This window comes from Mycobacterium sp. TY814 (genome assembly GCF_030755175.1).
Lineage (GTDB): Bacteria > Actinomycetota > Actinomycetes > Mycobacteriales > Mycobacteriaceae > Mycobacterium.
In genome coordinates, this window is record NZ_JAUFRY010000004.1 from 90340 (window position 1) to 114539 (window position 24200).

At 67.6% G+C, this 24200-nt stretch carries 24 protein-coding genes and 1 pseudogene; 13 read left to right on the top strand and 12 right to left on the bottom strand.

The features are described 5' to 3' along the window. The first annotated feature begins 121 nt into the window (after positions 1-121). Together QXH22_RS25580 and QXH22_RS25585 are read left to right on the top strand one after the other, a co-directional pair. Complete coding sequence (locus QXH22_RS25580; protein ID WP_306277414.1) at positions 122-1201, top strand: ferredoxin--NADP reductase; 1080 nt, start codon at positions 122-124, stop codon at positions 1199-1201. 46 nt (positions 1202-1247) lie between these two features. Further along, positions 1248-1778 (top strand): hypothetical protein, encoded by a 531-nt coding sequence (locus QXH22_RS25585; protein ID WP_306247307.1) that lies wholly within the window; start codon positions 1248-1250, stop codon positions 1776-1778. A gap of 137 nt (positions 1779-1915) precedes the next feature. Here the strand turns inward: QXH22_RS25585 and QXH22_RS25590 are convergent, their stop codons facing one another. Together QXH22_RS25590 and QXH22_RS25595 are read right to left on the bottom strand one after the other, a co-directional pair. Then, a complete protein-coding gene (locus QXH22_RS25590; RefSeq protein WP_306277605.1) occupies positions 1916-2788 on the bottom strand; it encodes a hypothetical protein in 873 nt (290 codons plus the stop codon). 116 nt (positions 2789-2904) lie between these two features. Next, positions 2905-5016: an acyl-CoA dehydrogenase gene (locus QXH22_RS25595; protein WP_306247303.1), complete on the bottom strand. Its 2112-nt coding sequence runs from the start codon at positions 5014-5016 to the stop codon at positions 2905-2907. A gap of 244 nt (positions 5017-5260) precedes the next feature. Here QXH22_RS25595 and kstR point away from each other — a divergent pair, with 244 nt between their 5' ends. Next, positions 5261-5860 (top strand): cholesterol catabolism transcriptional regulator KstR, encoded by a 600-nt coding sequence (kstR, locus tag QXH22_RS25600; protein ID WP_055577694.1) that lies wholly within the window; start codon positions 5261-5263, stop codon positions 5858-5860. A 246-nt stretch (positions 5861-6106) separates the two neighbouring features. Here kstR and QXH22_RS25605 read toward each other — a convergent pair whose 3' ends face one another. After that, positions 6107-7186 carry a substrate-binding domain-containing protein gene (locus tag QXH22_RS25605; protein WP_306247301.1) on the bottom strand — a complete coding sequence of 360 codons (1080 nt, stop codon included), beginning with the start codon at positions 7184-7186 and terminating at the stop codon, positions 6107-6109. A 74-nt stretch (positions 7187-7260) separates the two neighbouring features. Here QXH22_RS25605 and QXH22_RS25610 point away from each other — a divergent pair, with 74 nt between their 5' ends. The 7 genes and pseudogenes from QXH22_RS25610 to QXH22_RS25640 form a co-directional block, all read left to right on the top strand. Further along, positions 7261-8199: a metal ABC transporter solute-binding protein, Zn/Mn family gene (locus tag QXH22_RS25610; RefSeq protein WP_371934317.1), complete on the top strand. Its 939-nt coding sequence runs from the start codon at positions 7261-7263 to the stop codon at positions 8197-8199. 12 nt (positions 8200-8211) lie between these two features. Next, on the top strand, positions 8212-9012 hold the full coding sequence (locus tag QXH22_RS25615; RefSeq protein WP_306247299.1) for a metal ABC transporter ATP-binding protein: 801 nt from the start codon (positions 8212-8214) through the stop codon (positions 9010-9012). Then, entirely contained in the window at positions 9012-9860 is an 849-nt protein-coding gene (locus QXH22_RS25620; RefSeq protein ID WP_306247297.1) for a metal ABC transporter permease, read from the top strand. Before QXH22_RS25615 ends, QXH22_RS25620 begins: the two co-directional genes overlap by 1 nt. Positions 9861-9903: 43 nt before the next feature. Continuing rightward, positions 9904-10620 carry a sensor domain-containing protein gene (locus QXH22_RS25625; protein ID WP_306247295.1) on the top strand — a complete coding sequence of 239 codons (717 nt, stop codon included), beginning with the start codon at positions 9904-9906 and terminating at the stop codon, positions 10618-10620. Positions 10621-10646: 26 nt separating this feature from the next. After that, positions 10647-11405, top strand: coding sequence for a LamB/YcsF family protein (locus QXH22_RS25630; protein ID WP_306247293.1), 759 nt, complete (start codon positions 10647-10649; stop codon positions 11403-11405). Then, positions 11405-12325 carry an MBL fold metallo-hydrolase gene (locus QXH22_RS25635; protein ID WP_306277415.1) on the top strand — a complete coding sequence of 307 codons (921 nt, stop codon included), beginning with the start codon at positions 11405-11407 and terminating at the stop codon, positions 12323-12325. Before QXH22_RS25630 ends, QXH22_RS25635 begins: the two co-directional genes overlap by 1 nt. A 12-nt stretch (positions 12326-12337) precedes the next feature. Next, a pseudogene (locus QXH22_RS25640) lies at positions 12338-12496 on the top strand (arsenic transporter); the annotation flags it as partial. Positions 12497-12527: 31 nt separating this feature from the next. Here QXH22_RS25640 and QXH22_RS25645 read toward each other — a convergent pair. The 8 genes from QXH22_RS25645 to carD form a co-directional block, all read right to left on the bottom strand. Further along, entirely contained in the window at positions 12528-13724 is a 1197-nt protein-coding gene (locus tag QXH22_RS25645) for a PPE family protein (RefSeq protein ID WP_306247289.1), read from the bottom strand. Positions 13725-13758: 34 nt separating this feature from the next. Further along, a complete protein-coding gene (locus QXH22_RS25650) occupies positions 13759-14967 on the bottom strand; it encodes a PPE family protein (protein ID WP_306247287.1) in 1209 nt (402 codons plus the stop codon). A gap of 30 nt (positions 14968-14997) precedes the next feature. Next, positions 14998-15297 carry a PE family protein gene (locus tag QXH22_RS25655; RefSeq protein WP_306247285.1) on the bottom strand — a complete coding sequence of 100 codons (300 nt, stop codon included), beginning with the start codon at positions 15295-15297 and terminating at the stop codon, positions 14998-15000. Between the two features lie 584 nt (positions 15298-15881). Continuing rightward, on the bottom strand, positions 15882-16811 hold the full coding sequence (rlmB, locus tag QXH22_RS25660) for a 23S rRNA (guanosine(2251)-2'-O)-methyltransferase RlmB (RefSeq protein ID WP_306277416.1): 930 nt from the start codon (positions 16809-16811) through the stop codon (positions 15882-15884). Beyond that, positions 16812-18218 carry a cysteine--tRNA ligase gene (gene cysS, locus QXH22_RS25665; RefSeq protein ID WP_306247281.1) on the bottom strand — a complete coding sequence of 469 codons (1407 nt, stop codon included), beginning with the start codon at positions 18216-18218 and terminating at the stop codon, positions 16812-16814. Between the two features lie 48 nt (positions 18219-18266). Then, positions 18267-18746, bottom strand: coding sequence for a 2-C-methyl-D-erythritol 2,4-cyclodiphosphate synthase (gene ispF, locus QXH22_RS25670; protein WP_306247279.1), 480 nt, complete (start codon positions 18744-18746; stop codon positions 18267-18269). Continuing rightward, complete coding sequence (gene ispD / locus QXH22_RS25675) at positions 18743-19420, bottom strand: 2-C-methyl-D-erythritol 4-phosphate cytidylyltransferase (RefSeq protein WP_306247989.1); 678 nt, start codon at positions 19418-19420, stop codon at positions 18743-18745. Before ispD ends, ispF begins: the two co-directional genes overlap by 4 nt. After that, positions 19417-19905, bottom strand: a complete 489-nt coding sequence (gene carD / locus QXH22_RS25680) for an RNA polymerase-binding transcription factor CarD (protein WP_065132069.1) — start codon at positions 19903-19905, stop codon at positions 19417-19419. The genes ispD and carD overlap by 4 nt, the downstream gene beginning before the upstream one ends. 330 nt (positions 19906-20235) lie before the next feature. On the opposite strand from carD, the gene QXH22_RS25685 reads away from it, so the two are divergent. The 3 genes from QXH22_RS25685 to disA are packed head-to-tail and all read left to right on the top strand — an operon-like array spanning position 20236 to position 23391. Beyond that, entirely contained in the window at positions 20236-20808 is a 573-nt protein-coding gene (locus QXH22_RS25685) for a hypothetical protein (protein WP_371934318.1), read from the top strand. Between the two features lie 57 nt (positions 20809-20865). Beyond that, complete coding sequence (gene radA / locus QXH22_RS25690; RefSeq protein WP_306247276.1) at positions 20866-22284, top strand: DNA repair protein RadA; 1419 nt, start codon at positions 20866-20868, stop codon at positions 22282-22284. 30 nt (positions 22285-22314) lie between these two features. Next, a complete protein-coding gene (gene disA, locus QXH22_RS25695; protein ID WP_306247274.1) occupies positions 22315-23391 on the top strand; it encodes a DNA integrity scanning diadenylate cyclase DisA in 1077 nt (358 codons plus the stop codon). Here the strand turns inward: disA and QXH22_RS25700 are convergent, their stop codons facing one another. Then, positions 23392-24192 carry a hypothetical protein gene (locus QXH22_RS25700; protein WP_306277417.1) on the bottom strand — a complete coding sequence of 267 codons (801 nt, stop codon included), beginning with the start codon at positions 24190-24192 and terminating at the stop codon, positions 23392-23394. Positions 24193-24200: the final 8 nt, after the last annotated feature.

Here is a 24200-nt window from a genome sequence, read left to right on the forward strand (position 1 = left end):
ACTTACACAAAGACTAGAACACGTTCCGATTTGTGTCGAGCAGGGTATTCCTGCGGCTGGTAGAGATGCGAATCGGGTTTTCTATAACATGTTCTAGTTGAGACCGAAGAGAGGAAGCGCCTTGACCGAGGCGGATCTGGACCAAGCACCCGACGAGCCGCTGGGCGACCATGTCCTGGAGCTGCAGATCGCCGAGGTTGTCGCCGAAACCGACGACGCACGGTCGCTGGTGTTCGAGGCACCCGGCGATGCACCCGTCCCGGCCGAACGGCTGCGTTATGCCCCCGGCCAGTTTCTGACGCTGCGGGTGCCCAGCGACCGCACCGGCTCGGTGGCGCGCTGCTACTCACTGTGCAGCTCGCCGTTCACCGACGACTCGCTGACCGTGACGGTCAAGCGGACGGCGGACGGCTACGCGTCCAACTGGCTGTGCGACCACGCGCACAAGGGCATGCGCATCCACGTGCTCGCCCCTTCGGGCACCTTTGTGCCCAAGACGCTGGACGACGATTTCCTGCTACTCGCCGCGGGCAGCGGGATCACCCCGATCATGTCCATCTGCAAGTCGGCGTTGTCCGAAGGCAGCGGGCGGGTGACGCTGGTCTACGCCAACCGGGACGACCGCTCGGTCATCTTCGGGGAGGCGCTGCGCGAGCTGGCTGCCATGTACCCGGACCGGCTGACCGTCGTGCACTGGCTGGAATCGCTGCAGGGCCTGCCGAGCGCGGCCGCGCTGGCGGCGCTGGCGGCGCCGTTCACCGGCCGCCCTGCCTTCATCTGCGGGCCGGGGCCGTTCATGGAGGCGGCGCGCGTGGCGCTGGAGACGCTGAAAGTGCCTGCGCAGCAGGTGCACATCGAGGTGTTCAAGTCGCTGGAGTCCGATCCGTTCGCGGCCGTGAAAATCGAGGACGACGGTGACGAGGCGCCGGCCACCGCCGTGGTGGAACTCGACGGCGAGACCCACACCGTGCCCTGGCCGCGCAGCGCCAAACTGCTCGACGTACTGCTCGCCCAGGGCCTGGACGCTCCGTTCTCCTGCCGGGAGGGCCACTGCGGCGCCTGCGCCGTCACTTTGCGCAGCGGCAAAGTGAGCATGGAGGTCAACGACGTGCTCGAACAGCAGGACATCGACGACGGGCTAATTCTGGCCTGTCAATCTCACCCGGAATCTGATTCGGTAGAAGTGACCTACGACGAGTAGTCGCGGGGATAAGTTCTGCGTGGGAATCGGCGGGAAGGGGAGCAGGATGAAGCGGCTGTTACCGGGTCTGGCGCTGGGCGGGCTGCTGATCGCGTTGGCGCCCGCTCCAATGGCTTTGGCCGCCAGCAATACCGCGACCACGCTCTTCCCGGTGGATGACGCCACCCAGATTCAGACGCACAGCTTCGTCGACTGCCATGGCAATGGCAGCTGCGACTTCGTCGCGGGAGCAAACCTGATGACACCCGACGGCCCGGCCGGCTTCCCGCCCGGGCTTTGGGCGCGCCAAACCACCGAGATCCGCTCCAACAGCCGGGTGGCCTATCTGGATGCCCATGCCACCAGCCAGTTCGAGCGGGTGATGAAGACCGGCGGGGGCGACGTGATCACCACCGTCTACTTCGGCGAGGGACCGCCGGACAAGTACCAGACCACTGGCGTCATCGACTCGACGAGCTGGGCGACCGGCCAGCCGATGACCAACGTGATGGTCTTCGTGTGCACCCATATGCAGGTGGTGTACTCGGGCGTCAACCTGACTTCGCCGAGCACCTGCGCGCAGACGAATTTCTCCTAGGTCGCCTTGCTGTCGTGCGGCCCGTGACAAGGCAATCCGCTCCTCCAGCCTGTAAAAAGGCAGCGAAAGTACGAGTAAACAGCTGCAGAATTACAGCCTCGGCGAAACCGACTCCGCGACAGGGCACAGTGCGCGGGCTACCCCGCCAGCGCCTTCGCCCTCTGCGGTCGCCATCCCCGCCCAACCAGTGCCCGCCGGACGCGTTCGATGACTTCTTCGCGTGTGTCCTCGCCGATGACGCGCACCACGATCCAGCCCAAGTCCTGCAGCTTGCGCAGCCGTTTCTGGTCCCAGACGTAGCGCGGGCGTGAGCTCCGGTGTTCGTCGCCGTCATACTCGGCCGCCACGCCGAACTCCGGCCACCCCATGTCGAGCAGGGCTAGAGTGTGAAAGTTGACGACGATCGGGATCTGGGTGACCGGCCTCGGAAAGCCCGCATCGATCAGTAACAGGCGAAGTTCGGTTTCCTTCGGCGACGCGGCGCCGCCGTCGAGAAGATCCATGGCGGCCCTCAACCTTCGGATGCCGCGTGCTGCCGGGTACCGCTCCGACAACCTGAGCACAGCGTCAGGGGAGAACCGCGTCGCGCGAATCAAAGCATCCAGCCGTGTTATCGACTGATCCCGCGGCAAAAGGCGCCCCAGGTCGTACGCCGTTCGGATCAACGTTGTGACCGGCAGGCCGGCTATCCGAGTGACTTCGTCATCCGCCAAGGTCTGCTCACGAGCAGCGATGCCAGCTGGTGGCCTGGTGCTGGGGCAGACCAACTCGATGGGCACATCGGCGTCGACCCACTGCGCGCCATGCAATGCCGACGCCGCCACCCCGGCGACGACCCCACGCTGCTGCGACCACAACCATGCCGCAAAGGTCCGTTCTCGCAGCGAAAGCTGTTGTCCCGCCGGGCTATAAATTCCGGGGAAGATCCGGCGATACCACCGTCGCAACTCGTGTCGGGTCAAATCTCCCCGTGCGATCGCCTCACTGCCTCTGAACACGTTTGCCGACATGGCCTTGATAGTGGCTTCGGGGTACGACAGCCCCACCGACCCTGTAAATCCGCAGCGAAAGTGCGTGTAAAGCCCACCACATCTACAGGCTCGGCGAACAGCAACCGCCTAGAGACCTACCGCGGCAACCCCAGCAACCGTTCGGCAGCCACCGTCAACAAGATCTGCTCGGTACCTCCGGCGATCGTCAGACACCTCGTGTTGAGGAAGTCGAACACCGCACGGTTGTGCACCAACCCGCCGCCCTCGGACACGTCCATGGTGAATTCGGCGAGCTCCTGCCGGTAGCGCACCCCGATCAGCTTCCGCACGCTGGACTGCGCCCCGGGATCCTTCCCACCGACGGCCAACATCGCAATGCGCTGATCGAGCAGCGCCCCGGCCTGCGCCAGCAGGATCAACCGGGCCAGCCGATCCTGTTGCGCCGCATCGAGATCCATCTCAGACAACACCCGGAGCAGCTCTTCCATCGGATTGCCCAGCGCGGTTCCGGTCGCCATGGCGATTCGCTCGTTCGCCAGCGTGGTGCGGGCCAGCCGCCAGCCGTCGTTGACCGAGCCGACCACCATCTCGTCGGGGACGAACACGTTGTCCAGGAAGACCTCGTTGAACAACGAGTCGCCGGTGATCTCGCGCAGTGGCCGGATCTCGATGCCCGGCGACTTCATATCGACCAAAAAATAGGTGATGCCTTTATGTTTCGGCACCTCGGGGTCGGTCCGGGCGAGGCAGACCCCCCAGGCAGCCTTCTGTGCGGCCGACGTCCAGACCTTCTGCCCGGTGAGCAGCCACCCACCGTCCCCACGCACGGCCTTGGTGCGCAGCGACGCCAGGTCCGAACCGGCGCCCGGCTCGGAGAACAGCTGGCACCACAGGAAGTCACCACGCAGGGTGGCGGGGACGAAGCGCTCGATCTGCTCAGGCGTGCCGTGCTCGAGGATGGTCGGCGCCGCCCACCACCCGATCACCAGATCCGGCCGCTCGACGCCCGCCGAGGCCATCTCCTCGTCGATCAACAACTGCTCGGCCGGCCCCGCTCCCCGCCCGTAGGGCGCCGGCCAGTGCGGCGCCTGCAGCCCAGCTTCGGCCAGCGCGACCTGTCGTTTCTCGACGGGCAACGCAGCCACGTCGGCGACCGCAGCCGCGATCTCCGCGCGTTGCCCCTCGACCTCGGTCAGGTCGACGGACAGTTTGCGCCGCACACCGTCCTGGGTCAGCGCGGCGACTCTGCGCTGCCAGTGCTCCAGACCACCCAAGAACCGGCTGATGCTGTGCGCGCGACGCAGATAGAGATGCGCGTCGTGTTCCCAGGTGCAGCCGATTCCGCCGAGCACCTGGATGCAGTCTTTGACGTTGGCCTTGGCCGCGGCGATCCCGATGCTCGCGGCCGCGGCGGCCGCGATCGCGAACTGCGAGGAATCCGGATCGGACGCCGCCCTGGCTGCATCACTGGCGGCCACCTCGGCCTGCTCCGCGCGGCACAGCATCTCCGCGCAGATGTGCTTGATGGCCTGGAAGCTGCCGATGGGCTTGCCGAACTGCTCACGAACCTTCGCGTAAGCGACCGCGGTTTCCAGCGCGTACCGGGTCACCCCGGCGGCTTCGGCCGCCAACAGAGTCGCGGCCAGGTCACGCAGGCCGGGAGCCTCGATCACCGTGGCAGGCACCGACGTCAGCTCCACCCGGGCCAGCGGCCGGGAGAAGTCGGCGGCCGCCAACGGTTCCAGCGCCACGCCGTCGGCGTCCAGGTCGACGAGCACCCAGGTATCGCCGGCGGGCAACAACAGCACTCCACCCGTCGCGGCGCCCAGCGCCCAGGGAACCGAACCGGACGCCGCCTGCCCGTCCACCGACACGTCGCCCTCGAGCGCCAGTCCGGCGAAGCGTTCACCGGCCATCAGCGCGCCCAGCAGCTCGGTATCGGTGACGACCAGGGTTGCCAGCGCGGTCGTGGCGACCGGTCCCGGCACCAGCGCCTTGGCGGCTTCCTCGACCATCGCGCAGAGGTCCGCGATGCTGCCACCGGCGCCGCCGTCGTCCTCGGCGACCGCGACACCGAAAAGCCCGAGGTCGGCAAGCGCGGCGAACAACGGGCGCCACGCTTGCGGGTCGCCCTGCTCCACGGCGCGTACGGCCGCGCTCGCGGTCTCCCCCGACGCCGCGCTGCGGGCCCAGTCGCGCACCAGCTCGCGAGCCGCGAACTGTTCATCGGTGACGGTCGCTACCACCAGCAGTCCTCCGCGTCATCAAATTCACATACCAAGATATCTTTCCTCCACACTAGAACGTGTTCTAATAGTGGAAACAATCAACCGTCAAGTCGGTGGCCATCAGGCCAGTACACGACGTTGGCCCGGCGATGGGGAGGTGGGAGATTTACGCGAAGAATGCGTATCGTTTGCGATCGAATCGCCCGCACGAGGAGCTGCCTTCCACATGTCGCCCGACGGCCAACCGCGCGAGGTTGTGAACATGGCCGTACTGGCTGAATCCGAGCTGGGCTCGGAAGCACAACGCGAGCGCCGCAAGCGGATCCTGGACGCCACCATGGCCATTGCGTCCAAGGGCGGCTACGAGGCGGTGCAGATGCGTGCCGTGGCCGACCGCGCCGACGTGGCGGTGGGGACGCTCTACCGGTACTTCCCGTCGAAGGTGCACCTGCTGGTGTCGGCCCTGGGCCGCGAGTTCAGCCGCATCGACGCCAAGACCGACCGTTCGGCAATGGCGGGCGGCACGCCGTTCGAGCGACTGAGCTTCATGGTGGGCAAGCTCAATCGCGCCATGCAGCGCAATCCGCTGCTGACCGAGGCGATGACGCGCGCGTACGTGTTCGCCGACGCGTCGGCGGCCAGCGAAGTGGACCAGGTGGAGAAGCTGATCGACAGCATGTTCGCCCGGGCCATGAGCGACGGCGAACCGACCGAGGACCAGTACCACATCGCCCGGGTGATCTCGGACGTGTGGCTGTCCAACCTGCTGGCCTGGCTCACCCGGCGCGCCTCGGCCACCGACGTGAGCAAGCGACTCGATCTTGCCGTGCGCCTGCTGATCGGCGATCACGAGAACTGCTAGTCGCGATCGCAAGAGCGGCCGTAGGCCGGTCGCTGCGGGTCGCGACCATCTGGCTAGTCGCGATCGCAAGAGCGGCCGTAGGCCGGTCGCTGCGGGTCGCGACCATCTGGCTAGTCGCGATCGCAAGAGCGGCCGTAGGCCGGTCGCTGCGGGTCGCGACCATCTGGCTAGTCGCGATCGCAAGAGCGGCCGTAGGCCGGTCGCTGCGGGTCGCGACCATCTGGCTAGCGGGTCGCGACAGTTCGGCTAGGCGGGCGGTCCCGAGGTGCGTCCCCGGATCAGTTCGGTGGGGAGCAGTTCGACCGCAGGCAACCCGGACCGCGGCGGCTTGAGCACTAGTTCGCCGGCCCGGCGGCCCTTCTGCAGGCTGGGCTGCGCGACCGTGGTCAGGCCGCGGCTCAGCGCGTCATCGACACCGTCGAATCCGGTGACCGTCAGCTGCCCCGGAACGTAAATGCCATGTGCGCGAAGGTAATCCATCGCCGATAAGGCGAGGATGTCGGCGGTGCACATCAGCGCGGTGATGCGCGGATTGGCCTCCAATGCCACCTTGGCGGCGTCGCCGCCGGAGGTCGGCAGGTGCTCGTAGCTCTCCACCACGGTGAGCGAGTCGGGATCCACTCCGGCGGCCGTCATCGCCTCCCAGACACCGATGATCCGTTCCCGCTGCACGTCGAAGGTCGGCGACTTCAGCCGCTCGGCGTCCACCAGGCCCTGACGCCGGTCCCGGCCCAGCCGCATGGTCAGCAGCCCGATCTCCCGGTGCCCCAGACTCAGCACGTACTCGGCCATCTCGCGCATGGCCGCCCGGTCGTCGATGCCGACCCGGGACACCCCCGGCAGGTCCACGGGCTGATCGACCACCACCACCGGCAGCCGCCGCTGCAGGACCACCTGCAGATAGGGATCGTCATCGCGCACCGAATACACCACGAACCCGTCCACCCCGGCCCCCAGCACCGCCGACGTCCCGTCCTCGATGCTGCGATTGGGACCCACCGCCACCAAGAGCAGGCCCTGGCCCAGCTCTTCGCACGATTGCGCCACGCCTGCCACGAAGTCGCGCGCCGCCGGGTCACTGAAGGAATAGGTCAGCGGCTCGGTCATCACCAGACCCACCGCGCCGGCCTTGCGGGTGCGCAGCGAGCGCGCCACCGGGTCGGGTCCCGCATAGCCCAGCCGCTTGGCCGTGGCGAACACCCGGTCACGGAGTTCTGGCGAGAGCTGATCTGGCCGGTTGAAGGCGTTCGAGATCGTGGTGCGCGACACTTTGAGCTCGGCTGCCAACGACGCCAGAGTCGCCCGCCTGCGCGGTGTGGGACTCACGTTCGGTGACGCTACAACGCATACCGCCGGTCGCATCGACCGACTTTCTAATGGAAACGATTTTCATTAGTATTATGGGTCGGCCAACCGGCCTGGCGAGAGGATGCGACGTGCGGAAGTGGCTTGCGCTCAGCCTGCTCTGCTGCGCCGCACTGACGGGCTGCACCGCCCTGACAGCCTGCGCCGCCGGCAGTGGTCCGGAGCACCCGGGGGCGGTCGCGGTGGTGGCCTCCACGGAAGTCTGGGGCAGCGTGGCACGCGCAGTTGCCGGCGGGCACATCGCCGTCAAATCCATCCTGACCGGACCCGACGCCGATCCTCACTCCTACCAGGCGACCCCCGCCGACGCGGCGACGCTCGCCGACGCCGATCTCGTGGTCTACAACGGCGGTGGGTACGACCCGTGGGTCGACCGGGTGCTGGCCGGACATCCCGGGATCCATGCCATCGACGCCTACTCCTTTCTGGGTCCGGTGAGCGAGGCACCCGACGAGCACGTGTTCTACAACCTCGCCGTCGCCAAAGCGGTGGCCATCGCCATCGCGGAGCGGCTGGCGATGATCGACCCGCCCGACTCTGCGCAATACCGCGCCAACGCCGCCCAATTCGGGCGCGGCGCCGACGCGATCGCCACCTCAGAGCGCGCGATCGCCACCGCGCATCCGTCCGCCGGCGTCATCGCCACCGAGCCCGTCGTGCATTACCTACTCGCCGCCGCGGGACTGATCAATCGCACCCCCGTCGGTTTCGCGGCGGCCAACGAGAACGACGCCGATCCCGCCCCTGCCGACATGGCCTCCGCCCTGGACCTGATCAACCGCCGGGAGGTGGTGGCGCTATTGATCAATCCGCAGACCGCGACCGCAGCAACGGCCGACCTGCAGGCCGCCGCCCGGCACGCCGGTGTGCCGGTGACCGAGGTGTCCGAGACCCTGCCCACCGGATCCGATTACCTGACCTGGCAGCGCAATACCGTCACCCAGTTGACGACGGCGCTGCAGACCGGCAGCTGACACGTGACATCCGTGAGCCGTCCCGCCGCAGTCGGGCAGCTGGCATCCGCGAGCCGTGAAGTAGTCGCGCTGTCTGGTGCCCGGCTGGCCTTCGGCGACCGGGTGCTCTGGGACCACCTCGACCTGTCGGTGGCGGCCGGTGAATTCGTAGCGGTGCTCGGACCCAACGGAACCGGCAAGACCTCACTGCTCAAGGTGTTGCTCGGACAGCAGCCGCTGAGTGCCGGGGTGGCGAAAGTCCACGGCCCGGTCGGGTATGTGCCGCAACACCATCCGATCGATCGGGAGGTGATGCTGCGCGGACGCGACCTGGTCGGTCTCGGCGTGGACGGGCATCGGTGGGGCACGTTGCCGGTGCGCGCCGCACACCGGGCCCGCCGTCGCGACGCCGTCCGACTGGCCCTGCGCCAGGTCAACGGTGAAGGACTGGCCGACAGGCGGGTGGGTCTGATGTCCGGTGGCGAACTGCAGCGGCTGCGTATCGCGCAGGCGCTGGTCAGCGACCCGGCGCTGCTGCTGTGCGACGAACCGCTGCTGACCCTGGACCCGGCCAACGCCAAACTGGTCGCGGAGCTGATCAATCGGCGCCGGCGTGACGTCGGGACCGCTGTCATCGTCGTCACCCACGAACTGAATCCGATACTGCCGTACGTGGCTCGGGTGCTGTACCTGGTCGACGGCCGTTTTCGGATCGGCAGCGTCGACCAGGTGATGACGGCGCAGACGCTGTCCGAGCTCTACCGGGCTGACATCGACGTGGTCAAAGTGAAGGACCGCTACTTCGTCGTCGGCGCCCCGGACGGCGAGGCCTGATGAACGAGCGCCTGACCGAAATGCTCGACCACCTGTTCGCCTTCGACCTGACCGCCCATCTGCTCCGGCATGACTTCGTGCAGCAGGCCCTGCTCGCGGGGGTCCTGCTGGGTTTGGTCGCCGGGCTGATCGGGCCGTTCATCGTAATGCGGCAGATGTCGTTCGCGGTGCACGGCTCGGCCGAATTGTCGCTGACCGGAGCGGCATTCGCGTTGCTGGCCGGCTTCGAGGTGGGGATCGGGGCCCTGGTCGGCAGTGCGCTGGCGGCAGCGCTGTTCGGCATTCTGGGTCAGCGTGCGCGGGAGCGCGACTCGGTGATCGGAGTGGTGCTGGCCTTCGGTCTGGGCCTGGCTGTGCTGTTCATCCACCTCTACCCGGGCCGCACCGGGACCAGCTTCGCATTGCTCACCGGTCAGATAGTCGGGGTCGGCTACTCCGGCCTGTTGATGCTGGCGGTGGTGTGCGCTCTGGTGATGGTGGCACTGGGCCTCTGCTACCGCCCCCTGTTGTTCGCCACGGTCGACCCGGACGTGGCGGCCGCCCGAGGCGTGCCGGTGCGCATGCTGGGCGTCGTGTTCGCCGCACTGGTGGGGGTGGTGGCTGCGCAGGCCGTCCAGATCGTGGGGGCGCTGCTGGTGATGTCGTTGCTGATCACTCCGGCCGCGGCGGCCGCCCGCGTGGTGAGCGCGCCCGCTGCCGCGATCGCCACGTCGGTGGTGTTCGCCGAGCTCGCAGCGGTCGGCGGAATCGTGTTGTCGCTGGCGCCGGGTGTTCCGGTGTCGGTGTTCGTGGCCACCATCTCCTTCGTCATCTACGTGTTTTGCTGGTTACTCGGGCGACGCCGCTGAGCAGCATTTAAGCTGGTAGAACGCTCGCCAACGGGGGCGCGGGATGGGGGATCCAGTGCGCTTACAGATCGCGGTGCTGGCCGGTGCATGCATGCTCCTGGCCGGTTGCACCGACGTCGTCGACGGCAACGCTGTCGCCGGGGAGAAGGCCGGCCTGGCCAACCAGACACCGATACCGGTGAGTGCGCTCGACGACCTGATGCTGGACGCCAGCCAGATCAACAGCGCGCTCGGCGCCACGTCGATGAAGGTCTGGTTCAACGCCAAGGTGATGTGGGACTGGAGCAAGAACGTGAACGACAAGAACTGCCTGGCCGTCGACGGCGCCGCGCAGGGCAGGGTCTACGAGGGCACCGGGTGGACGTCGATGCGCGGCCAGCGTCTCGACGACAGCATCGACGACTCCAAGAAGCGCAAGCACTACGCGATTCAGGCGGTGGTCGCTTTTCCCGACGCCCAGGAGGCCGGCAACTTCTTCAAGTCCTCGGTGCAGAGCTGGAAGTCGTGTTCCAACCGCCGGTTCAACGACGTCAGCCCCAACCAGCCCGCCACCGTCTGGTCGGTGGGCGACGTGACCAACGACAACGGCATGCTGACCAGCTCGCAGGTCCAGGAGGGCGGGGACGGCTGGACCTGTCAGCGTGCCCTGACCGTGCGCAACAACCTTGCCATCGACGTCGTCACCTGCGCTTATGACATCAGCGGTCCGTCGGCGACCCAGATCGCCGGCCAGATTGCCACCAAGGTCGCCAAGCTGTAGCCGGCCCGGCCTTCTAAGCTGGCCAGGTGGCCCGCATCGACCTCAACGCCGACCTCGGCGAAGGATTCGGGGTCTGGCAACTCGGCGACGACGACGCCATGCTCGGCATCGTCAGCAGCGCCAACGTGGCGTGCGGCTTTCACGCCGGCGACCCGGCCGGCCTGCTGCGGGTATGCCGGTCGGCCGCCGAGCGCGGCGTGCGAATCGGCGCACAGGTGAGCTACCACGACCTGGCCGGGTTCGGCCGACGGTTCATCGACGTCTCTGCCGAGGACCTGCTGGCCGACGTCGTCTTCCAGATCGGTGCCCTGCAGGCCATCGCGCAGGCCGCCGGCTCGACGGTGGCCTACGTCAAGCCCCATGGGGCGCTGTACAACTCGATCGTCTCGCATCGCGATCAAGCGGCCGCGGTCGCCGAAGCGGTAGCGACGGTGGATGCCTCGTTGCCGGTGCTGGGCATGGCGGGTTCGGCGTTCTTCGAGGAAGCCGGACGCCGGGGCCTGCGCACGGTCGCCGAGGTGTTCGCCGACCGCGCCTACCAACCCGACGGCACTCTGGTTCCCCGCCGGGAACCCGGTGCGGTGCTGGGTGATCCGGCGGTCATCGCACGCCGGGTGGTGAACATGGTCAATGCCGGCGAGGTGACCGCGACCGACGGAACGGTGCTGCGGGTCACCGCGGAATCGGTTTGCGTGCATGGTGATTCGCCCGGAGCCGTGCAGATTGCGACGGCCGTGCACGAGCAGCTCCGCACCGCAGGGGTCGAGATCGGAGCCTTCTGCTGATGCGACTGAAACTCGGGCGTCCCGACCTCTCGCAGCATGCTGAACGCTTCAATGTTCCTCCGGCAGAAGATCATTCACCGCTCTGGGTGACCTGGATGGGGGTTGCCACGATAATCGTCGACGACGGCAACTCGGCGTTGATGACCGACGGCTATTTCTCCCGCCCCGGCCTGGCGGCGGTAGCAGCCGGGAAGGTGGCGCCGTCACCGGCCCGCGTCGACGGATGTCTGGCGAGGGCCAAGGTATCCCGGCTCGACGCGGTCATTCCCGTGCACACCCACATCGACCACGCGCTGGACTCCGCCCTGGTGGCCGACCGCACCAGGGCCAAGCTGATCGGCGGCGAGTCGGCAGCCAACCTGGGCCGTGGATACGGACTCCCGGCCGAGCAGATCGTCGTCGCGGTGTCCGGTGCGCCAATGAGTTTGGGCGCCTTCGACGTAACGCTGATCGAGTCACACCACTGCCCGCCCGACCGGTTCCCCGGCGCGATCAGCGCGCCGGTCAAGCCGCCGGTGAAAGCGTCCGCATACCGCTGCGGGGAGTCATGGTCGACACTCATCCACCACCGGCCGTCGGGCCGGCGGGTGCTTATTCAGGGCAGCGCCGGCTATGTCCCGGGTGCCCTCGACGGCACGAGTGCCGATGTCGCTTATCTCAGCGTTGGGCAGCTCGGATTGCAGCCGCGGTCCTACATCACCGAATACTGGGATCAGACGGTGCGGGCCGTCGGCGCGCGCCGTGTCGTCGGTATCCATTGGGACGACTTCTTCCGCCCGCTGACAGAGCCGTTGCGGGCCTTGCCTTTTGCGGGCGACGATTTGAACGTCTCGATGCGAATGCTGGACGAGCTGGCTGCGCGGGATGGAGTTGAACTGCAGCTACCCACGGTCTTTCGCCGCGAAGACCCCTGGGCATAGACGCTGCTGCTGATCCTCGCTTTCCCGGGTGCGGTTCTGGTGCTTGCCAGGCTGTGCAACGACGAGGGCCTGTTCGAGGCGGCCGGTGCGGCGATGGCGCGCGCGAGTACTCCCGGCTCGGCTTGTAGCCGCCGCCTCATGGTGGCGGTGCTCGCCCTCTGGGCGAGCGTGCAGGTCTTCGGGATCTAGCCTTCCGGGCGGGCTAGCCGGCCGCCGGCGGCCTCGTCATGAACGTCAGGCGGTGCCCGTACGCGGGGGTACGGCGGCCGTTGCCGGCATTGACGAACTGCCCGAATGGCGGCGCCACCGGCATGCTGCTGCCGACCGCCCCTTCCGCCGCTGCCGAGATCGAGGTGGCATTGCCGATCGCTGTCACTCCGGATCCGGCCTGGGCGGTCGCCGACGTCCAACTCACCGGTACCGACAGTCCGCTGCTGAGCGGGACAGCCCTGCCCAGCCCCGCGGCCACGCCACCCACGCTGCTCGACAGTTTGGGCGCGGCCGCAGCCGCGGCCTGCGCCGCCTTTTCCGCAGCCTGCGCGGTCGTGAACAGGTCATTGGCGACGCTGCCGAGCTTGGAGAAGCCCGCTACTTCATCGCCGACGAAGAGAGTGTCTTGCAGACCCTGCGCGAAGGCACTCATGTACGGCGAGATGTATTTGCTGTAGAGCGGCACGAGGTCGTCAAGCGGCGTGTTGGCCACGAGCCACTGGTCGATCGCCGTGAATTGGCCATTCAGCGGCGACGAGAGTGTTTGCAGCAGGTCGCCCACCCGGGGCATCAGCTGCGCTCCCACGCTGTTCAGTTGGGCCTGAACCGCCTGGCCTGCACCCTTGAAGCCGGCAATGGCTTGGTCAACCAGAGCGCCGGGGTCCGTCGCCTCGGCGGGCTGGGGCAACTCGGTCAGCTGCGTCGCCGCCGCCGAGCTGCCCGCGTAGTTGTACATCGCCGCCGCGTCCTGAGCCCAGAACTCGAGGTAGAGAGCCTCGGTTGCCGCGATCGCCGGCGTGTTCTGGCCCAGAATGTTGGTCGCAACCAATGCCGCCAGCAGCGCACGGTTGGCCGCGATCACCGGAGGCGGAATCGACGCCGCGAATGCCGTGTCGAAGGCGGCCGCAGCCGCGAACGCCTGACCCGCGGCCTGACCGGCCTCAGCCGCGCTGCTATCCAGCCAGGCGATGAACGGCGTCACTGCCGACAGCAGCGACTCAGACGCAGGCCCCAGCCACGGCCCGTTGGTGAGCTCGGCGACCACCGACCGATGGCCCGCCGCGGCGACCTCGAAGTCGCCGGCGAGGCCACTCCATGCCGCTGCGGCAGCCAACATCGGCCCGGCCCCCGGTCCCGCATATATGCGCCCGGAGTTGATCTCGGGCGGCAGAAGTCCATAATCGACCATCGCGATTAATCCCCGTATGCGGTGATCGGGCCGGTCAGCCGGCGGCCGGCGGCTTGGCCATGACCGACGGCTTGAAGCCGTACTGCGGGACATTGCGCCCGTAACCACCGTTGACAAACTGTCCGATCGGCGGGGCCATCGGGAAGCTGTTGCCGCCTTCGGCGGCGGCCGGAATCGCAGACGCGATACCAGGATTGGTGGTGGCGTGCCAGGGGACCCAGCTCGCCGGCGCCGACAAGCCGCCGATCGGCACCGCCTTACCCAGGCTGCCGGCAACACCGCCAAGACCGGCACCCAAGTTGCCGGCTGCGCCTGCCGCGGCCTGGCCAGCGCCGCTCGCCGCTGCCGCCGCACCTTCGGCTGCCTTCGCTGCCGCTGGTGCGGCCGGCTTGAGAAGAGTGTTCGCAAGACCGCCTAGCCCGGAGAAACCACTGGTGTTCTGGCCGATAGTCTGCGTCGACTGAATCATGGCAGCGACGGAGTTGATGTAGGGCGACATGTACTTGCTGTACAGCGGAACGATGTCGTCCAACGGGGTGTTGGCGATGATCCACGCGTCGATGGCAGCGCCTTGGCCATTCAGCGGCGACGACAAGGTCTTCATCACGTCGCTAATCCTCGGGCCCACCGTCGAGCCGATGTTGTTCAGCTGAGTCTGAACGCCGGTACCGGCGGCCTTGAACGCCGCGATGCCCTGGTCGACCACCCCCATCGGGTCTACCGCGTCCGCCGGCGCCGCGAGCGGTGTGAGATTCGTTGCGGCCGCCGCACTACCGGCATAGGTGTACATCGCGCCGGAATCTTGCGCCCAGAACTCTGCGTACTGAGCCTCGAGCGTCGAGATCGCCGAACTGTTCTGGCCCAGTATGTTGGTCGCGATCAACTCCTGCAGCAATGCACGGTTTGCCGCAATGATGGGTGGCGGAACACTAGCCGCGTAGGCCCGCTCGTAGGCGGCCGCGGCGACGCCCGCCTGGCTCGCAGTCTCCGCGGCCTGTTCTGCGCTGTTGCTCAACCAGGTGATGAAGGGTGAGACAGCCGAAACCAGCTTTGTTGACGCCGGACCCAGCCACGGGCCGCTGGTCAGAGTCTCGATCACCGAGCGGTGCCCCGAGGCCGCGGCCGCGAAGTCGGCGGCCAGGTTCTCCCATGCCACCGCCGCGCTCACGAGTGACGCCGCACCAGGCCCGGCGTAGATCCGCGCAGAGTTGATCTCGGGCGGCAACATTCCATAGTCGACCATTGCTATGACTCCCCTATCGCCTCAGGTCGTTCAGTGAGCCAACACGGCGTTGGCCGCCTCGGTCGCGGCGTAGCTCGCGCCGTTGGTCGCCAGATTGGCCGCAATCATCGACTGGATCCGGGCCGCCTGAGCGCTCAGCTCCTGGAACCGCTGGCCGTGGGTGGCGAACTGTGCCGCGGTCAGGATCGATACCTCGTCGATGGCGGCGGGAACTACGCCCGTGATCGGCGCCGCAGCAGCCGCGCTGCCCACGTTCAACGCCGCGCCCAGGGACTGCAGCGTGCTGGCGGCGGCCGTCAAGTGCTCGGGCAGTGTGCGTACAAACGACATGAGAATTCCTCCGGCGGTTGAGTGGGATTGGGGTTCAAGACCCGGTCAGTTGTTCGTGAATCGCCGTGAGACGGCGCCTAACCGCTATCGCTCAACGTGACACCAAAAAGCGCGCGATGATACACCGCTAGCTGTGTTTGGTCCATCGTTTTCGGGCCACCCCATGCGAAAGACAGTAGATCCAAAGCGAAGACACAGAAACCGATAACCCCAACAATTCACCGCTTGCAAACTTTTGTTCAGCATGCGTTAAACAACCGGGCAGAATTTAAATCATGACCTGCGGAAATAGGCCTCGCGGCGTACGCCGGCCGAACCTCCGATCCCCTGGCCGAAGTCTTTGAGTTCACTATGACGACACCAGTTCCTGTGAACTCTCACAGAATTACATGACATAACGCTGACTGGGATTCTTGGACCGGCGCCGCGTCTGGACATGGCCTCCTAGCGCCGATCCGCAGACCCACGCCGCCGTCCAGCAATCTCGAACGGCGTCCCGGCTGCCAACGATCGTGCTTGGTATCGACGATGCGCTACGAATCGCCGAACAGTCCGGTAACGCGTCCCGACGACCGCGCCGCCGCTCAGCTTCTGCGTTGCCGCGCGATTTCGGCCAGCACCACTCCGGCGGCAACGGCGGCGTTCAGCGATTCGGCCTGTCCGGCCATCGGGATGGACACCACCTCGTCACAGTTCTGACGCACCAGGCGGGACAGCCCTTTGCCTTCCGAACCCACGACTACCACCATCGGGTCAGTGCCGTCCAAGTCGTCCAGCACAGTGTCGCCACCGGCGTCCAGGCCGACCACCCGTAATCCGCGATCGGCCCAATCCTTCAGCGTCCGAGTGAGATTGGTGGCCCGGGCCACCGGAATGCGTGCCGCCGCCCCGGCGCTGGTCCGCCACGCGACCGCGGTCACCGAGGCAGACCTGCGTTGCGGTATCACCACACCGTGCCCACCCAACGCCGCCACCGACCGCACGATCGCGCCGAGGTTGCGCGGGTCCGTGATGTTGTCCAGAGCGACCAGCAACGCCGGCGGTGTTTCCAGCGCGCTGGCCACCAGATCGTCGGGATGGGCGTACTCGTAGGGCGGAACCTGTAGCGCGATGCCCTGATGCATATGGTTGGCCGTCATCCGGTCGAGATCGCTGCGGGGCACCTCGAGGATGGCGATCCCCTTGTCGGCGGCGCGGGCGACCGATTCGGTCACCCGCTCGTCGGCGTCGACACCGAGCGCGACGTAGAGCGCCGTCGCCGGGACTCCCGCACGCAGGCATTCCACCACCGGATTGCGGCCCAGTACGGTTTCGGCCTCGTCCACCGGCTTCGACGGGCGCTGCTGCTGGGGCTTGGCCCGTTTTGCGGCCGGATGGTTGGGACGCAGGTGCGCCGGCGGTGTCGGACCACGACCTTCCAGCGCGCGGCGGCGCTGCCCACCCGAGCCGACGGTGGGCCCCTTCTTGGAGCCGGCTTTGCGGATCGCCCCCCGTCGCTGTGAGTTACCGGCCATCTACTTACCGTCACCGCCCAGCGTCCACTGCGGGCCGTCCGCGGTGTCGGTGACCTCGATGCCGGCCTGCTTGAGCCGGTCGCGAATCTCATCGGCCAGCGCCCAATTGCGCTGGTCGCGCGCCTTCTTGCGATTCTCGAGTTCGGCCTGCACCAGCACGTCGACCGCGGCCAGCGCCGCCGACGTCTCGTCGCGGGTCTCCCAGCGCTCATCCAGCGGGTCGCAGCCCAGGATCCCCATCATGGCGCGGATGGCGGACGCGCTCCTGAGGGCACCTTCGTGATCACCGGCATCCAGCGCGCGGTTGCCGTCGGCGCGCGTGTGGTGGATCTCCGCCAGCGCCGTGGGTACCGCCAGGTCGTCGTCGAGGGCCGCGGCGAATCGCGGCGTCCATTCCCCGGGACAGACGGCGCCCACCCGGCTGCGCACGCGGTGCAGAAAGTCCTCCACGCCCACATAGGCTTTGACAGCGTCCTGCAGCGCCGTTTCGGTGAATTCGAGCATCGACCGGTAGTGCGCGCTGCCGAGGTAGTAACGCAACTCGGCCGGGCGCACCCGCTGCAGCATCGCCGGGATGGCAACCACATTGCCCAGCGACTTGCTCATCTTCTCGCCGCCCATGGTCACCCAGCCGTTGTGCAGCCAGAAGCGGGCGAACCCGTCACCGGCCGCGCGGCTCTGGGCGATCTCGTTCTCGTGGTGCGGGAAGATCAGGTCCATTCCGCCGCAGTGGATGTCGAACTCGGGCCCCAGGTAAGTGCGGGCCATTGCCGAACATTCGATGTGCCAGCCGGGGCGGCCGCGACCCCACGGCGACGGCCATGACGGCTCGCCGGGCTTTTCGCCCTTCCAGAGGGTGAAGTCGCGTTGGTCGCGCTTGCCGGTGGCCACGCCCTCGCCCTGATGGACGTCGTCGATGCGGTGACCGGAGAGCTGGCCGTAATCCGGGTAGCTCAGCACATCGAAATAGACGTCACCGGCCGCGGGGTATGCGTGACCAGTTTCGATCAGCCGCTCCATTAATTCGACCATCTGAGTGATGTGCCCGGTGGCCCTCGGCTCTGCTGACGGCGGCAGCACGTCGAGCGCGTCGTAGGCGGCGGTGAACGCCCGCTCGTGGGTGGCGGCCCATTCCCACCAGGGCCGCCCGGCGGCCGCGGCCTTGTTCAGGATCTTGTCGTCGATATCGGTGACGTTGCGGATGAATGCCACGTCATAGCCGCGGGCTGTCAGCCAGCGGCGCAGGATATCGAAGGCCACGCCGCTTCGGACATGTCCGATGTGCGGAAGCCCCTGCGGGGTTGCGCCGCACTGGTAGATGGAGACGTGCCCGGCCCGCAACGGCACGAAATCACGCACGGCCCCCGTCGCCGTGTCATGAAGCCGCAATTGGGCACGATCAGTCACGACGTGCCAGCTTACTGCCTGCGCCCCGGGCACCCCGTCGGCCGGTGTTCATCGGAGCGGAATGACCAGCGCCGTCGCGATGGCGGCGAGGCCCTCTCCCCGTCCGGTCAACCCCAGTCCGTCGGTGGTGGTGGCCGCCACCGAGACCGGCGCGTTGAGCAGGCGGGAGAGCACCGCCTGGGCCTCGTAGCGGCGCCAGCTGATCTTGGGCCGGTTACCGATCACCTGCACGGAGGCGTTACCGACCATGAAACCGTGTTCGGTGAGCAGCTCGACGGCGTGGCGCAGCATGTCAGCCCCGGTGACGCCTTTCCAGCGCGGGTCATCGACACCGAATACGCCGCCGATGTCGCCGAGGCCCGCGGCGGACAGCACGGCATCGCACAAGGCGTGGACGGCGACGTCACCGTCGGAATGGCCCGCGCATCCGTCCGCACTGGGGAACAGCAGACCCACCAGCCAACATGGCCGTCCGGGTTCGATCGGATGCACGTCTACGCCCAGGCCGACGCGCGGCATCTGCATCACTGGCGCACTATAGCCCTGGCCAGCAACAAATCGAGTTGCGTGGTGATCTTGAAAGCGAGCGGGTCGCCGTCGACCACCTGTACCTGGCCGCCGGTGTGCTCGACGAGCGATGCGTCGTCGGTGAAATCGCCAGCGCCCGCAGCGGCCCGTTCGAAGGCACGCAGCAGCACTTCGGTGGCGAAGCCCTGCGGAGTCTGCACCGCACGCAGGCCCGCTCGTTCCGGCGTTCCCAGAACCACGCCGTTGGCGTCGACGGCCTTGACGGTGTCGGCGAGCTGCAGCCCGGGCACCACGGCGCCGTGGCCGCTTCGCAGCGCTTCCACCACGCGCACGATCAGCGATGGGGGTGTCAGCGCCCGTGCCGCGTCGTGCACCAGGACGAACTCAGGTCCCGGTTCGGCCAGCGCCGAAAGGGCCAGCCGCACCGATTCGGTACGACTGGCCCCGCCGGCCACGATCGTGGCGAGGTGCCCCAGTATCAGTTTTGCCTCGTCGGTGCGGTCCGGAGGGACCGCGACAACAACGGTGTCGACAACGCCAGACGCCCGCAGACCTTCGACGGCCCGCTCAACCAGCGACTGTCCCTCCAACTGGTAAAACGCCTTGGGTACGCCGGCACCGAGCCGACGTCCAGAACCTGCGGCCGGTACGACCGCGATTACGTTTCCGTTCAGGAGGCGGCAGCCAGGACCTCGTCCAGAATGGTGTCAGCCTTGGCCTCGTCGGTGCTTTCAGCCAGCGCCAACTCGCCTACCAGAATCTGGCGGGCCTTGGCCAGCATTCGCTTCTCGCCCGCCGACAGACCGCGCTCCTGGTCACGACGCCACAGGTCACGGACAACCTCGGCCACCTTGTTCACATCGCCCGAGGCGAGCTTCTCCAGATTGGCCTTGTAACGACGCGACCAGTTGGTGGGTTCTTCGGTGTGCGGCGCGCGCAGTACCTGGAAAACCTTGTCGAGGCCTTCCTGGCCGACGACGTCGCGGACGCCGACGTATTCGGCGTTATCGGCGGGCACTCGAACAGTCAGGTCACCCTGCGCAACTTTCAAGACGAGATACTCTTTTTGTTCCCCTTTAATGGTCCGAGTTTCGATCGCCTCGACTAACGCAGCACCGTGGTGTGGGTAGACGACGGTGTCACCGACCTTGAAGATCATATGATTCGAGCCCCTTTCGTTAGTTCATTCTAACACGCCGGGTTTCTGCGTGTAGATCAACGGTGCAGGTCAGGGGCACGCGACGCGCAATTTAGGGGTTGACAGGCGGGCTTAGACGTGCAGTGGGGTGGTGCCGGGACCGAGAGTCACGCGGCGCTGGGAGCACCTTCGGACCAGGCGCGGACCAGGCGCTCGGCCCAACGGGACACGGCCGGGACCGGCGGCAGGTCCACACCGGGCATCCCGCCGCTACCGTCAGCGGTAGCGTGCTACTACTCTGCATAGTTGAATTGCGCCTGAATTGCGACGGGGCCGACCAGGAGGCATTGCGTGAACCACCCGAACATCCGCCTGCCATTCCGCCCGGCGAAGCTGACCGCATGGCTGGCCGCTGTCGCGCTGGCCGTGGTCGCGCTCAGCGGTTGTGGAACCGGCCAGATTTCCCAGACAGCCGCCCAGGAGCCCGCTGTCAACGGCAACAAGGTCACCATCAACAACGTAGCGCTGCGCGACATCCGCATTCAGGCGACACAGACGACCGGCGACTTCCTGCAGCCCGGCAAGACCGTCGACCTGGTGCTGGTGGCGGTCAACAACTCACCGGACGTCAACGACCGGCTGACCGGCATCACCAGCGAGATCGGCAACGTGACGATCTCCGGTGACGCGAAGCTGCCGGCCGGCAAATTGCTGATCGTCGGCACACCCGAGGGCCAGGTCGTGGCGCCGGGACCCGCGGAGGGCAACGGGGCCGCCAAGGCGACCGTCAACCTCTCCAAGCCGATCACCAACGGCCTGACGTACAAGTTCACCTTCAAGTTCGAGAAGGCCGGCGAAGCCAGCGTCCAGGTACCCATTTCAGCCGGCATGCCGCAGATGCACGAGGGCTCGACCCACCCCTGACCGGCCCGTCGGCGTTCCTTCCCGGGAACTGTCACCGCCTCCCGATACGGTCACGGGGTGGCCAACGCGCGATCGCAATACCGCTGCTCGGAATGCCGCCACGTCAGCGCCAAGTGGGTCGGGCGCTGCCTGGACTGCGGCAGCTGGGGAACCGTCGAAGAAGTGGCCGTACTGGCCGCTGTCGGCAACGGGAAACGCTCGGTGTCGTCGGGGTCGCGGGCGGTGCCGATCAGCGCGGTGGAGCCGAATAAGAGCCGGCACCGGTCCACCGGTGTGGACGAACTCGACCGTGTCCTGGGCGGCGGCGTCGTTCCCGGCTCGGTGACGTTACTGGCGGGCGATCCCGGCGTGGGCAAGTCGACCCTGCTGCTGGAGGTCGCCCACTGCTGGGCGCAACGCGGGCAGCGCGCGCTGTACATCTCGGGAGAGGAATCGGCCGGCCAGGTGCGGCTGCGGGCCGACCGGATCGGCTGCGCCGGCGCCGCGTTCGACGAGGTCTACCTGGCCGCCGAATCGGACGTGCACACCGTCCTGGAGCACATCGATACGGTGCGCCCGGCACTGGTGATCATCGACTCGGTGCAGACGATGTCCACCACCGAGGCCGACGGTGTCGCCGGCGGCGTGACCCAGGTGCGCGCCGTGACGGCCGCGCTGACGGCGGCCGCCAAGGCCAACGGCGTCGCGATGATCCTCGTCGGGCACGTCACCAAGGACGGAGCCATCGCCGGACCGCGCTCCCTGGAACACCTCGTCGACGTGGTGCTGCACTTCGAGGGCGACCGCAACGGCGCGTTGCGGATGGTTCGGGGCATCAAGAACCGGTTCGGCGCCGCCGACGAGGTGGGATGCTTCCTCTTGCACGACAGCGGCATCGAAGGAGTCGCGGACCCGTCGAACCTGTTCCTGGACCAGCGGCCGAATCCGGTCCCCGGCACCGCGATCACGGTGACCCTGGACGGCAAGCGGCCGCTCATCGGCGAAGTGCAGGCGCTACTGGCCACCCCGAACGGCGGCTCGCCGCGGCGGGCGGTGAGCGGCATCGACCACTCCCGGGCCGCGATGATCACCGCGGTGCTCGAAAAGCACGCCAAGCTGCGCCTTTCCGTCAACGACATCTATCTGTCCACCGTGGGCGGCATGCGGTTGACCGACCCCTCGTCAGACCTGGCCGTGGCGACCGCACTGGCCTCGGCATACGTCAACCTGGCGCTGCCCACCACTGCGGTGATGATCGGCGAGGTCGGCCTGGCCGGCGATCTGCGGCGGGTGCACGGCATGGACCGCCGGCTGGCCGAAGCCGCCCGTCAGGGCTTCACGATCGCGCTGGTCCCGCCGGGCTGCACGACGATCCCGGCCGGTCTGCGGGCTCTGAGCGCGTCCACCATCGTCGAGGCGCTGCAGCACCTGATCGGCATCGCCGAGCACCGCGCGGCCGCCGAGGTGGAGCTGCAGCCGCTCGGCAGCCGCCGGTAGGGGTCCCGTTCCGCGGCCCGCCATAGCAGAATGCTCGCTGTGACTCGTCCGACCCTGCGTGAGGCCGTCGCCCGATTGGCTCCGGGCACCGGGTTGCGCGACGGCCTCGAACGCATCCTGCGTGGCCGCACCGGCGCCCTGATCGTGCTCGGCTACGACGAGAACGTGGAGGCCATCTGCGACGGCGGATTCCCGCTCGATGTCCGCTACGCCCCCACCCGGCTGCGGGAGTTGTCGAAGATGGACGGCGCGGTGGTGCTGTCGACGGACGGCAGCCGCATCGTCCGGGCGAACGTGCAGTTGGTACCGGACCCGTCGATACCCACCGATGAGTCCGGCACGCGGCACCGCTCGGCCGAGCGCGCGGCGATCCAGACCGGCTACCCGGTCATCTCGGTGAGCCACTCGATGAACATCGTGACCGTCTACGTCGGCGGCGAACGCCATGTGCTGACCGACTCGGCGACCATCCTGTCGCGCGCCAATCAGGCCATCGCGACCCTCGAGCGCTACAAGACCCGGCTCGACGAGGTTTCCCGGCAGCTGTCGCGGGCCGAGATCGAAGACTTCGTGACGCTGCGCGACGTGATGACCGTGGTGCAGCGGCTCGAGTTGGTACGCCGGATCGGTCTGGCGATCGACTACGACGTGGTCGAACTGGGCACCGACGGGCGCCAGCTGCGGCTACAGCAGGAGGAACTGCTGGGCGGCAACGACGCCGCGCGCGAGCTGATCGTGCGCGACTATCACGCCAATCCCGAGCCGCCGTCGAGGTTGCAGATCGCCGCGACGCTGGAGGAGCTGGACTCGCTGTCGGACACTGAACTCCTCGACTTCACCGCGCTGGCAAAGGTTTTCGGTTACCCGACGAGCGCCGAGGCGCAGGATTCGGCGTTGAGCCCGCGCGGGTACCGCGCCATGGCCGGGATCCCCCGCCTGCAATTCGCCCATGTGGACCTGCTGGTCCGCTCGTTCGGAACGCTGCAGGGGCTACTTGCGGCCAGCGCGAACGACCTTCAGTCCCTGGACGGCATCGGCGCGATGTGGGCCCGCCACGTCCGCGAGGGGCTATCGCAGCTGGCCGAATCCACGCTCACCGAGCACTGATCAGCCGCCCTGCGCCGGCGGCGCCTCCGGCGGCGGCGCGAGCGCCGGACCCGGGGCAGGTGCCGGACCCGGCGGCTGCGGCGGCTGGTTCATCACGAATGGAAGCGGCTGCGAGCGCAGGTTGCCGAGCTGGACCACCAGGTTGTAGGTGCCCGGTCCGATCGCCGGGCGCGGCAGCGGGCACTTCGGCGCCGACCCCATGCCCGTCCAGGTCACCGCGGTGGTGACCTGCTCGCCGGGGGTGAAGGTCTTGACCAGCGTCTCGTTGGACGGCGCGCAGTCCAGGTTGGACCACAACCGCTTGTTGTCCAGCGAGTACACGTACGCCGCCAGCACCGCGGCACCCACGTCGCGCTTGCAGGAAACCAGGCCGATGTTGGTCACCACCATGGTGAATTTCGGCTGGTCGCCGATGTAGTACTGGGGCGAGTTAGTCAGACCCTTGACGGCCAGCGTCGCGTCGGGGCAGTCGTCTCCGTCCTTGAGCACCGGCGGCGGCTGGACCGCGGCGGTCGGTGTCGGCGACTCCGGGTTCAATGCTCCGGGCGGCGCCCCCGGGGCGGGAGCCTCGGTCTGCCCGGCGGGCTGCTGCGTCGCCGGGGCCTGCGGCGCATTGGAGCCAGAATGGCTCTGCGCGGACGCGGGCTTGTCGGCGGGTTTGGCCCCGGCATTGCTACTGACGAGGGCGATGACGATGGCGACAGCGATCCCGACCACGACAACCGCGATGCCCAGGGCTAGTCCCCTGCGCCGCCAGTAGATCTCGGTCGGTAGCGGGCCACGCGGTTCCAGATCCAGCACATTTCCAC